The organism is Bifidobacterium boum, assembly GCF_000741535.1.
In the GTDB taxonomy this organism is placed as follows: Bacteria; Actinomycetota; Actinomycetes; order Actinomycetales; family Bifidobacteriaceae; genus Bifidobacterium; species Bifidobacterium boum.
On sequence record NZ_JGYQ01000007.1, the window covers coordinates 631,014 to 643,356 of the forward strand.

7 protein-coding genes and 1 pseudogene are annotated in these 12,343 nt (G+C 48.4%); 5 read left to right on the forward strand and 3 right to left on the reverse strand.

Features of this window, described 5'->3' with window-relative positions:
• The first annotated feature begins 282 nt into the window (after window positions 1-282).
• Both BBOU_RS03870 and BBOU_RS03875 read left to right on the forward strand, forming a co-directional pair.
• Window positions 283-1,830 (forward strand): DUF6020 family protein, encoded by a 1,548-nt coding sequence (locus BBOU_RS03870; protein ID WP_152595554.1) that lies wholly within the window; start codon window positions 283-285, stop codon window positions 1,828-1,830.
• A 40-nt stretch (window positions 1,831-1,870) separates the two neighbouring features.
• A complete protein-coding gene (locus BBOU_RS03875) occupies window positions 1,871-3,058 on the forward strand; it encodes a nucleotide sugar dehydrogenase (RefSeq protein WP_026502851.1) in 1,188 nt (395 codons plus the stop codon).
• A 243-nt stretch (window positions 3,059-3,301) separates the two neighbouring features.
• Here the strand turns inward: BBOU_RS03875 and BBOU_RS03880 are convergent, their stop codons facing one another.
• Both BBOU_RS03880 and BBOU_RS03885 read right to left on the reverse strand, forming a co-directional pair.
• Entirely contained in the window at window positions 3,302-4,552 is a 1,251-nt protein-coding gene (locus tag BBOU_RS03880; RefSeq protein ID WP_026502852.1) for an ABC transporter ATP-binding protein, read from the reverse strand.
• Window positions 4,552-5,376 carry an ABC transporter permease gene (locus BBOU_RS03885; RefSeq protein ID WP_420885344.1) on the reverse strand — a complete coding sequence of 275 codons (825 nt, stop codon included), beginning with the start codon at window positions 5,374-5,376 and terminating at the stop codon, window positions 4,552-4,554. Before BBOU_RS03885 ends, BBOU_RS03880 begins: the two co-directional genes overlap by 1 nt.
• A gap of 238 nt (window positions 5,377-5,614) precedes the next feature.
• Here BBOU_RS03885 and BBOU_RS09050 point away from each other — a divergent pair, with 238 nt between their 5' ends.
• Window positions 5,615-8,629, forward strand: a complete 3,015-nt coding sequence (locus BBOU_RS09050; protein WP_026502854.1) for a DUF4422 domain-containing protein — start codon at window positions 5,615-5,617, stop codon at window positions 8,627-8,629.
• Between the two features lie 39 nt (window positions 8,630-8,668).
• Window positions 8,669-10,315: a glucosyltransferase domain-containing protein gene (locus BBOU_RS03895; protein ID WP_026502855.1), complete on the forward strand. Its 1,647-nt coding sequence runs from the start codon at window positions 8,669-8,671 to the stop codon at window positions 10,313-10,315.
• Window positions 10,316-10,363: 48 nt separating this feature from the next.
• Here BBOU_RS03895 and BBOU_RS03900 read toward each other — a convergent pair whose 3' ends face one another.
• The gene (locus tag BBOU_RS03900) at window positions 10,364-11,470 is read right to left on the reverse strand and encodes an acyltransferase family protein (protein WP_081815503.1); all 1,107 of its coding nucleotides are present in this window, start codon (window positions 11,468-11,470) and stop codon (window positions 10,364-10,366) included.
• 231 nt (window positions 11,471-11,701) lie between these two features.
• On the opposite strand from BBOU_RS03900, the pseudogene BBOU_RS09200 reads away from it, so the two are divergent.
• Window positions 11,702-12,343: pseudogene (locus BBOU_RS09200) on the forward strand (hypothetical protein); the annotation flags it as partial.

Here is a 12,343-nt window from a genome sequence, read left to right on the forward strand (position 1 = left end):
AGCCGGGTGTGAGAATTGTCGTAATCCTCACACCCGGCTGTGTTCGTGGCGCCTGGTTGATATGGTGGAATGTTGATGAAGAGGATGCCAGCAGTAGTCGAATCTCCAACCGTCCGCACAAGCACAGCACAGCGGAAATTGCGCCTGCCCCGGTTCGGGCTGTTCTGTTGCAGTCTAGTTCTTGCAGCGCTGGCAGAATACTGCGCGTACCTGAATGAGGGCGGCGGCGGTAACGTCAGGCGAGTACTGCACATCATCGCACTGACTGTGTTCTTTATGGTGATGACGCTGATATTCGAGCGTTTCATCGATTGGCTAGGCCGCGACTCGAAGCGGACTGAAAGCGACCATGATCGCTCGACCATCCTGTCTGGGTTCCTGCGACGAATCACTCCTGATTTCGCCGGCGACAGACGACAAACGCTGAAAGCCATAGCCGTGATGGCAGTATGCTGGCTGCCATACTATATGTTGGCGCTCCCCGGCGAAATCTGGTATGACACCGTCCAGCAGGTGATGATGTGGAAAGGACTGCCCAACCCCATCACCAGCGGCGCATGGTCTGACCACCATCCCGTATTGGACACGCTTATTTTCGGGGTGTTCTATCAATTAGGTGCGTGGCTTGGGCATCCGGCAGTCGGTGTGGCGTTGTACACGACGTGCATCGCCATTGCCGCGATTGTCGTATTCGTATACACCGTTCGATATCTTGCCAAATCCGCAGTCAGCAAGAGAGCGTATCTTGGGGCGTACCTGTTCTTCTGCCTGTTCCCGTTCATTCCGATTTTTTCGATGGCGATGGTCAAGGATGCCGTATTCCTGCCATTGTTCATGCTGTTCTCAATCCAATGCATGGAAGTCGCCCGAACCAAGGGTGCTTGTCTGAAGAACCGCCAGACGCTTACCGTGTTGATCGTTCTGGCAATTCTCGTATCACTGACCAAGAAAACCGGAGTGTACTCGGTGGTGCTCGCATGCATCCTGCTCGCATTTGTCGTTGCGGGTAACCAAGCACGCGTGAAACTGCTGGCACCGGCAGCCGCCAGCGGGCTGGTCATCTTCGTACTACTTCCTCTGGCGCTATTCCCCGCCTGCCATATCATTCCCGGAGGCAAACAGGAAATGATTGCGATTCCCCTGCAACAGTCTGCACTGTTGCTGCGTGAGCACGGCGACGAGTTGCCGAAAGCCGAGAAGGACGTTCTGACTGGGATACTCGAACCGGATGCAGCGGAAAACTATGAATGGTGGGCAGTGGACAAAGTCAAGGGAACGCACTGGACGGAGCAGCGCGCGCGGCTGCTCCATCCGTTCTTGCGCATTTGGGCGAAAAACGCCGTGAAATATCCGGAAACCTATGCGCGTGCGTATTTCCTGCTGGAACAAGGATGGGTCGCGTTGCCGAACGCGATAGTCAATGAGAATCTTCAGTCGAATTACCTGTATATGCGTACAGCACCATCCGGAAATGTCGTCGCTTCAGGTCTTCCCCAGTCCAAGCGTACTCGTCTGTATGATGGCATCGACGAGTTCGTCATTGGGCTGGGCAATCAGTTCTTCATGCAGCCATGGCTTTCGCGGGCGTTCTGGGTCACGTGGCTACCGGTCATGCAGTTGTATGAGACCATTCGCAAACTTCGGGCGAAAGAACTGTCATGGGCGTATGCCGCCTGGCTGATTCCGATGCTCGTTTCGGTGCCATTCATGTGGATTTCTGGATGTTCGGTATCACCTGAAGGCCTCCGGTATCTGATGCCAATGCTTGGCATCGCGCCGATCGGGTGCGCTCTGCTGACAGTGGATGCCAATCACTCATCAGAGCGCTAACGGCACTGTCAGTTCAGCGTCCTTGCTACCATGCTCAGGTATGAGAATAAGTGTTGTCGGTACCGGCTATGTCGGCCTTTCGTTGTCTTGCCTGCTGGCTCAGCACAATGAGGTTCGTGCCCTAGATATTGTCGAGCGGAAAGTCAATCTGATTAACCAAGGCATCTCCCCCATCAAAGATACAGAGATCAGCGCATTCCTCGCATCCGGCAGACTCAACCTCCATGCCGGACTCGACACGGATTGGGCCTATGCCCATCCCGATTACGTCGTAATCGCGACTCCGACCGATTACGACGAGCAACGCAACTTCTTCAACACCAGCTCCATCGAATCGGTCCTCGACGAACTCGCACAACGCTCCTGCACGGCATGCATCATCATCAAGTCCACCATTCCTGTCGGCTATACCGAGCACATCCGTTCCGTGTACCCTACACTCAATATCGCGTTCTCCCCCGAGTTCCTTCGTGAAGGCAAAGCATTATACGACAATCTGCATCCGTCACGCATCGTAGTCGGTATTCCGCGTGACAGCTCGAAAGAGCAGCAAGTAAAGGCAAAGGGATTCGCTTCTCTGCTTGCCGAAGGTGCTGTTGAGCAGGATATACCGACACTCATCACAGGCTCCACTGAGGCGGAAGCCATCAAACTGTTCGCGAATACCTATTTGGCATTACGCGTCGCGTATTTCAATGAGCTTGACACGTATGCTGAATCACGTGGTCTGGATACCGCCAGCATTATCCGTGGCGTCTGCCTTGACCCACGTGTCGGCGACTTCTACAACAACCCATCCTTCGGCTATGGCGGATATTGCTTGCCAAAGGATTCCAAGCAACTCCTCGCAAACTTCAAGGATGTCCCTCAGAATCTAATCCAAGCGGTCGTCACAGCAAACGACACGAGGAAAGACTTCATTGCCCAGAAAATCATCGAACGTAAACCACGACAAGCCGGAATCTACCGGTTGGTTATGAAAGCCGGATCAGATAATTTCCGTCAAAGCTCCATTCAAGGAGTGATGCAACGGTTGGATGCCGCTCGCGTGCCGTATGCGATTTATGAGCCGATGATTGCAGATGACACATATCAAGGGCATCGGGTCATTCATGATCTTGATCAGTTCAAGCGCGAATGCGATTTGATTGTGTGCAACCGGTACACGCCGGAGCTCGCCGACGTACAAGACAAGCTCTTTACCCGCGATCTGTGGCATCAGGAGTAGAAATATCGCGTCGTTTTCATGCCAAAGGGATTTCCGCCGGTATATGCATATCACAACTACCGGTTTTTCATAAGTGGGGTTGTTCATCATTGGCTGTCAATGCTTAGCAACCCCACTCATCCGTTCTAATCAAATTTGTAGAAGGAAGACGGAACGATAATATTCCCAATTCCATTCATCGTCATTTACATACATAATTCTTGACAATTCAGCATGAGACATCGTGTTAATTCAAAAACAACACTACTTGTCATATCCCTGAATTGTCATTTTCATTTCACTATCATTCAATAACGCATAATCGCGAGTATTCGATGGGTCACGTACTGCAAATACCAATGAATTATCATCATTGGTATATGCAATCATGTCTGTACGCTTTTCATCTGTTTTATTTGGAATTCGAAAAGATCCAACTAGTCGGAACTCACCATTATTGAACAGTTTTAACGGCATAGACATATGTAATACATGATGTCCTGCCTTCACGTGCAGATTTTTTTGTCCCGAATCGTAAGGAATGCCACCACGTTTGATATCATTCATCGCTATCGCGATATAGCCATCATCGCCATCATATTGGTATTCTATGTCAAACAAGAAGGGATCAGAGCAATTCGCAACTGTCTGGGATACCGGGGTAATTCTGAACACAGGAACACGGTCATTGAGACCCTCAGGATGCTCATTTTTCTTTGGTTTACTGTGCTTTTGATCGACACGAATATTTTCCAAGGTGTACTGATCTGCAACCTTATCTTTGTCCCCGGAAGCAATAATCATTCCATCTTTAATCAGAATGGCATTATTGCAATACCGCTTCACAGCATCCATTGAATGAGTCACAAGAATGACTGTTTTTTTACTGTCTTTCTTGACTTTAGTAAAGAAATTATCGCACTTGCGCTGGAAGGCTTCGTCACCGACGGCAAGGACCTCATCAAGCACGAGAATGTCGCCCTGCGCCTTGATGGCAACCGAGAAGGCAAGACGCACCTGCATGCCAGATGAATAGTTCTTGAGCTTCTGATCCATGAAGTCACCGAGTTCGGCGAAATCGACGATATCGTCGTACATGGCGTCGATCTCTTCCCGGGTGAATCCCAGCAATGCGCCATTAAGGTAGACGTTCTCACGTCCGGTGAGTTCCGGGTTGAATCCGACGCCAAGCTCGATGAATGACACCAGTTTGCCGTTGACTGTAACAGTACCTTTATCCGGCACATATATTCCGGAGATGATCTTGAGCAACGTGGACTTACCGGATCCGTTGCGGCCGACGATACCGAAGAAATCACCCTGCTTGACTTCGAAAGAGATATCGCGCAGCACCTTCTGCTCGGTGAATCCGCTCACGCCCTTCGTCCAGTTGAGGAACGCCATCTTCAAACCGGTGGCTTGCTCAGTGGGTAAACGGAATGATTTCGCCACGTGCTGTACGGACAGGACGACAGGACGGTCGTCTTCCTTCTTCGCTGTTTCCTTGCTTGCCATTACAACACCTCCGCGAACTTCGCGCTGTACTTGCGGAACACCATGATGCCGACACCGAGAATCACTGCAGACAGCAGGTACGGAATCAAGCACACCAAGGGGTTATGGACAATATCCCATACCGTGGGAACGTATTGTGGCGACAATAGGTTATGCCGGATATCCATGATCGCCTGCGAAGTGGGGCTCAGCATGAGGAAACCGGCAGCCCAGCTGAACTCTGGATTGTTCTGCACCATCGAAATCGGGTAGATGATAGGGGTCGCATAGAACAACGCCTGAAGCACGACCTCCCAGATCTGAGCGATATCACGAAAATACACGAACATCGTCGCCAAGATAAGTGCGAAACCGAGCGTGACCGCATACAGCTGGATGATGCTGAACGGCACCAGCAGAATACGCCAGGTGTATTGCGCGTGGGCGAAGAAGCCGAACAGGATCACCACGGCAAGGTTGATGCCCAGGGAAATCATAGAGCCCATGGTGGTGGACGCGACCACGATGTAATTGGGGAAATGCACCTTGCGCAGCAGATCGCCGCGATCGACGATCGAATGCATGCTCATGCTCGTCGCTTCGGAGAAGAACCCCCACAAACTGGTACCGCACAACAGGGAAATCGGGAAGGTTGGAGTTCCGTCAGTGAACTTAAGGAACTTAACAAAGACCACATACATGACAGCAAACAGCATCAACGGCTTCAAGGCCGACCACACCACACCGAGGAACGAGCCCTGATAACGGAGCTTGAAGTCGGTCTTCACCAGCTCCTTGAACACCACCATCGCGTAGTGGTATTTCTTCTGTATACGTTCGAACATCTGCTTCACAAAGAACCTACTCTATCAGCCAGCAACAACAGATTGAATGAATATAGTATCGGTCATGCCGATGAGAGCAAGCAGCAGCATACGGCAATATCTCCAAGTTCTCTTCAATAACATCACATATACATGGTCGCTTCCTATACTGTCCGCCGATGTGTATCGCTTTGCTGGTAGCATAGCTGAGCATATTATTTTCGGGTATGTCATTATCAGTCAAGGAGCAGCAACGTCAATGCCGAAAATCTCGATTGTCATCCCCGTGTACAACGTCGCCCCCTATCTTGACGAGTGCCTTGACAGCGTAAGTTCGCAAACTTATCAAGACATCGAAGCAATCGTCGTCAATGATTGCAGTCCAGACAACGCCGGCGACATCGCGCGTCGTCACGCTGAGCAAGATTCCCACATCCAAGTGATCGATCACAACGCCAATCAGGGCACACATCTAACGCGAAAGACCGGCGTTGAGCAGGCGACCGGTGACTATATCTTCTTTCTCGATGGCGATGATGCACTCAAACCTACGATGTGCGAGGAAATCGCAGAGGAAATTTCCAAGGAACCCGCCGATATTCTGCATTTTGGACTTACTGTTGTAGCGGCAAACAATCTCGCCGAATCAGAAAAAGACGCTTTTGAAAGCTTCAACAACGCTCCGACATCCCCGATGACCGGCGAAGCGATCGTACGCAACATCTACGATGAATCTCTTGGCCATCACATTGACTGGCGTTTTACCCAACGGGTATATCGCGCTTCTGTTCTGAAGCGGGCATTCTCCATGATGACTAGCGCCCGGTTGGGACGCTCCCAAGATGGCTATGAATGTTTTGTAACATCTGCCCTCGCGGAGACATACAGACCAATCAAGCATTGCCGAGGATACGTGTATTATTACGGACGAGGTATCAGCGGCACCAATATGATTTCCGCGGAAAAATACGGTAAATATTGTGACCAGTTCAAAGCCGATTTCGATGCTGCCTATGAGTTCTCCGACCAGCAGCACAACGATATACTCACTACGTGTGCAGAAGGCTTCGAACATAAAGCGACCGAGATTCTGGCGAATGATTGGCTCGTTCGGGTTCCTGCCGATGAAAAGTCAGAGGCCGCCCAACAGATGAGCAATGTGTTCGGCGCAGACATCACATGCCGCGAAATCTGGCGTTTCATTCGCGATCGGGCGTACTCATTCCTCGATTCCCACACTGTTCCGCAGCAGGGGGACAGTGTCTATGTTTGGAAACAGATTGCCGACGAAATTGAAGATACCGGACGTCCATTCTCACCATCGGAGCGTTTCACTTCAATGAGGGACAAAGCGATGGAACATCTTGACTACATTGAAAGCAGAGCCTTGAAAGAACAGTACAGCAAGCAACGCATTCGCATCTTCGTGACCACACACAAGGAGGTCGACAAACCGCAAAGCGATATTCTTCAACCGGTGCAGGTCGGTCCGAAGAACACGCGATTCACGTGGGCGTTCCAAGACGATGAGGGCGAAAACATCGCCGATAAGAACCCGATGTATTGCGAACTGACCACGCAGTATTGGGCTTGGAAGAACGTTGACGCCGATTACTACGGATTCTGCCATTACCGCCGCTACTTCGACTTCTCCGGTGTCGAGCATAAAGAGAACGCGTACGGAGAAATCATGGACGATTACATCGATGCCGCCAGCATCAAGCGGTATGGGCTCGACGACGAATCCATCAAGAAGGCGATTGCTGGCGCTGATGTCGTAACCACGCGCTGGGGAGATCTACGCGAGATTATTGACGGCTACGGCTCCCCCATCAAGATTTACCAGCACGCGCCAAAACTGCACCTGCGTGATTTGCGGCACATGTATGACATCCTGTGCGAGATGCACCCGGATTACAAGGCAGATGCCGATGCGTTCCTGCATGGTCACCGCTCGTGCTTCTGCAATATGTTCATTATGCGCAAAGATATCTTCCAAGATTATTGCGCGTGGCTGTTCCCGATTCTTCAACGATTTGAAGAGACGACGGACATGTCCTTGTACAGCAAGGAGGCGCTGCGCACGCCTGGACACTTATCTGAACGGTTGCTGAATATCTATTTGATGCATCATCGGCGCATTGGCAGCGGCTGGAAGGTCAAGGAATTGCAGTGTGTGCATTTCACGCATCCTGAGCCGCGTCACCCGCTTGAGCGGCTTGCCGATGAGATTGATCCCGCAACGGTGGTCCCGGTGGTGTTCGCGGCTGACAACAATTACGTCCCGCAACTGACCACAACAATCTATTCGGCGATGACCAACGCTGATCCTGACCGGTATTACGATGTCACTGTCTTGCAAAAGGACATCGCGTGGGAGAATCAAGAGCGTATGCGACAGTTCTTGCTCGGCAGGTTCAACAACATGAATCTACGCTTCGCTGATGTGAGCCGTGAAATCTCCGGTTACGATCTGACGACGAGCAACGCACATATCAGCATCGAGACCTATTACCGGTTCCTGATTCAGAAAGCCCTGCCATTCTATGACAAGGTGCTCTATCTCGATTCCGATATCGTAATCAACGGTGATATCGCCCAGCTGTATGACACCAAGCTTGGCGACAATCTGCTTGCTGCCGTACACGATATCGATTACCAAGGCAACCTGAACATGAATGATGGCAAGCGGTTGAACTACACGAATGAGAAGCTTCACATGAAGCACCCGTTCCAATACTTCCAAGCGGGCGTGCTTGTGCTCAATACGAAGGAAATGCGCAAGGCGTACAGCATCAAACAGTGGCTGGATTATGCATCAGACCCAGACTTCATCTACAACGACCAAGATGTACTCAACGCACACTGCGAGGGCCGGGTCGTATTCCTCGACTGGTCGTGGAATGTGGTGCACGATTGCGCGAACCGCGTGGCGAATGTGTTCTCCTTCGCCCCGAATGATTCGTATGACGCCTACATCGCTTCGCGTAAGGATCCGAAGATTATCCACTATGCAGGATTTGAAAAGCCCTGGGTGAAGCCTGACTGCGATTTCGCGCCAGTTTATTGGAGCTATGCGCGTCAGACGCCATTCTATGAGCAGCTCATCGGCAAAATCATCTCTCCAAACACGAAGCCTGTCGGCGGTCCAAAACCGCCGAGAGCCGTAGGCGAAGACAATGTGCTGAGGAAGGTTGTCGATCCGCTCGCACCGATAGGGTCGCGACGGCGGGAAGTACTCAAAAGCTTCGGGCGCGCTGTGCGTGGACGCTGAAGAGCCGTTTCCCATTTTATTGAATTGAAAGGAATATGCATGGTGGCTAGAATCGCTAGCGACAACCGTCATTACCCATCTTCCCCGGTAAAATTCATACCGTTTATCGTGTCCAATAGGACGAATGCGTTCTACTCCCTTGCGTTCTCAACGATCATAATGCTGCTCGGCTATAGCGGCCTACTCCTGAGGCGGCATTATTCAACAGATTCGTACCATCTTATAGACAATCAGCAGGCATATTGGTATCTCCAAAACGGCCGATATACTTGGTGGCAAGTCACGATGTGGCTTGATCAGCATGGCGTCAATCTCGTCCTTGACCAACGTCCTCTGCTTGTTCTCGCAATCATATCTTTCACGCTGTCGCTTACATTGTTGACACTGGTATTTAGTTATGTTGCAGGGCTGACCATTCCTTTGCAAGTAATGAGTGTAAACGTGGCGCTCTCGCTGCTGTTCATTAACGTTTTCGTCGAAGAGTTCATGCTCTTTCCAGAAGTGGCAGTTTCAGCAGCTATAGGTTTTCTATTCGTGACCATCGCAGCGACCCTTCTGCTAAAATCGTCCCGATGGCAGTATGCCATAGGGTCATTTGCGTGCTTGATGCTTGCACTTGGATGTTATCAAAGTTTGATTGGTTACTATTTGGCAATCGTTCTGGTGGGAGGAGCTCTCAAGACACCAACGATTGCCAACGACAAGAAAGTGAAATCCGTTATTCTCCGGTGGATAGAAACAATTGCTATCGCTGGCATTGCTGGAATCGCGAACATTGTGATTGTTAAAATGCTGATTAAAGCCAGCGTAATCATCGACCCAGGACGTGGTGCAACTACAAACGTGCATACCATGCTTGCCAATATCATAATAATATTAAAATATCAGTTCAAATTGTGGTGGAATGCTGACGGATTGATGGCTCCAGGATCAATGATAATACTGCTATGTATTGTTATTATAGGCATTGTAATGGCCATCAGACTTCATGTCTCTCTCAATGTTACAGAATTGCTGTTTGCTGCCGCGCTATCCTACGCAGCATCTTTCGCTGTTCACGTACTCGAACGAGATATTCAGCTAACTCCCCGAAGCAATATGGCTTTTTGGGCGGTACAGGGCATTCTACTCGCCACGTTGATCTGCTCCCTCTTCACCAAGCACAATTCGAGGCAAGAACAGCCCGTTCCGCTTGATAAGGATAATTCCAACGGCGCCGACTCTCAAATCATCACAAATAATAATGCACGATCAATGTTTGTCTTCATAAGTGTTATCAGTATTTTTGTCTTTGGCATTACGCTCAATATGCAAGACATCTCATATGACCTGTACACAAGTAATTCGTTAGACAAGGATTATGCATTGAATGTCGCGGCAAGAATTCACGATTATGAGAAGGAAACTGGAGTCAGTGTCAAAAAAATAGCCATCAAAGAGGACGCAAAACCCCAGCAGAAGTACCGCTCCACGCGATACTACAATAATCAGCTGGGACGTAGAATCATGAATGTGGATTATGCAAACTATCAGATGATTAATTATCTCGGTAGATTGCAGATGGAAAAAATAGATTTCCCATCAAAGATTTATAAAGAATACTTTAATCAAAAAAATTGGGAAGTTGAGGATCTAGACCAGCAACTCATCATCAAGGGCGATACCGCATACCTCATGCTGTACTGATTGTCAGTTGATAATGGGGCAGGCAAACTCACGCCTGCCCCATTATCATTAAAAGATATATCGTACAATCGGTATCTTTTTCATAATATTTGATATAGTCAATCCTACAATATATATACAACATATAAGCAGAATATTAATTATTAGTGGCAAAAATCCGGTATACCAATGTCTGATGATTCTACTCGTCAATATAATCAATATATAGTGCAAATAGTAAATCCCAAGAGTATTCGAACCACTGTTGCCCCACATATTCTTTAATCGTTCACTGTGCACTTCCATACCGGAGAGCAACGAAAGAATAGAGACAGCCATCAACAATACAAGTACATTATTATACCCTGAAGCAACATAAAACGCCACACCGTCAACACGAGCCTGATAACGCTGAAGAAGCAAAATCAAGACATACGACACAGATGACACGACAGTCAGCACTAGGGGCAAGCGATTTTTCAATCTTGATTTTAGTTTATCTACAATTTTAGGCAGATATCCTCCAATCAAAAAATACACAAGTGCGTTTGAATAATTACCGAATATATTGTATTCCTGCAATGAACCAAATGGATTGGAGATATTTACTCCTATCGCCTTCACCGCTACATTGAACGCATCAGTGAGAGCATTCACACCGAAAACGAATACTATCAAGCCGCAAGCCGCATACAGCAGGTATCGTTGTCCAAGATTATCATCAAAGGCATTTTTTAGCACAGGGAAAATAAGATAAATTGCCAGAAGTGCGTTCATGAACCAAAAATAGCCAATAGAGTCATAGGTACCACCGAGAATATATGACGGAACCTTCTTCTTTTCAATATCAAACTCCTGTATAACAGCACAGCATGGAAGTGTCACTACTTTCCACACCTCCAACACGACAAACATTTTAATTGTTTTCCGAATATGCTTATTCATGGAGAATGACGAATTCATCAATAAATAACCATTCACCATGAAAAAAATAGGTACACCAATCACAGTAAATACAGTTACGGCATTACCTATCAAATTGTTTGAATACAATTGTGAATAGAAAGAATAATGTATGATTATAACACAGAATATTGCAGCAGATTTAGCAACATCAAGACCTATTAATCTTTTTTTCATCTCATCTCGCAAAGGACATATACCCCTATATGACATCCAATCTTTTAGATTGGACGCATTTTATTGAAACATATCAACTATTAAAAACAGCAAACTGTATATTTGTTAAATCAATAATCATATCCATGTCTTATATTTTTTATATAAAATAAGTTTTCGAAAGAATCAATGTACCACATATTGTTTTTCTCTACATTAATCATACATGTCCTTTCCTTGCGGTACAACGTCAGTTGATTTACTCATAGAGAAGGAACTGAAGAAACGATGTTTTTCAATATCTCCCAACGAGGGTATCACGGGGTGTTGCCCTATGCATTGACAACATGCATCGCTGCAGCTGCGACCGGTTTGTCTGCATTTATTCTATTTGCAATATCACCGCAAGTCGTTTCCGCAGCCCCGCCCAACGTAACGGACACAATCAATCCCTCCGAACCCGCAACCCCAACAAATCAGGATGACCTCAACACAAGTGAGGAATCTTCTCCTGTCAATGCACAGCAGAAAAATTCCGGTCCCCTATCCAGTACTTCTCATCATTCCACAGCTCACCGCACCACAGTCCCGTCTGAGTCAGTTGGCCACCAAAATACTTCATCCTCAACGCTGTCCTCCTCTGCCAATGGCTGGAGCAACTTCGGGAATATCGAAACCGAACGCTGGTATGCCAATGGAACCATGGTCACTTCACAAGAGTTCACCGACCCGGCAACCGGACAGCGGTATTATGCAAACACGGATGGATCTATCGCCCATGATGTAGACATGCAGCTGCCCTCCAATGGAACAACCATCACCGTGCGATTTGCCCATGACGGCCACCTCGTCACAGGCATGGATTGCAAAGATGGCGCCTGGTACTTCTTTAATCTCGAAGACGGCAGCATGGCATATGGCGAACGCTAT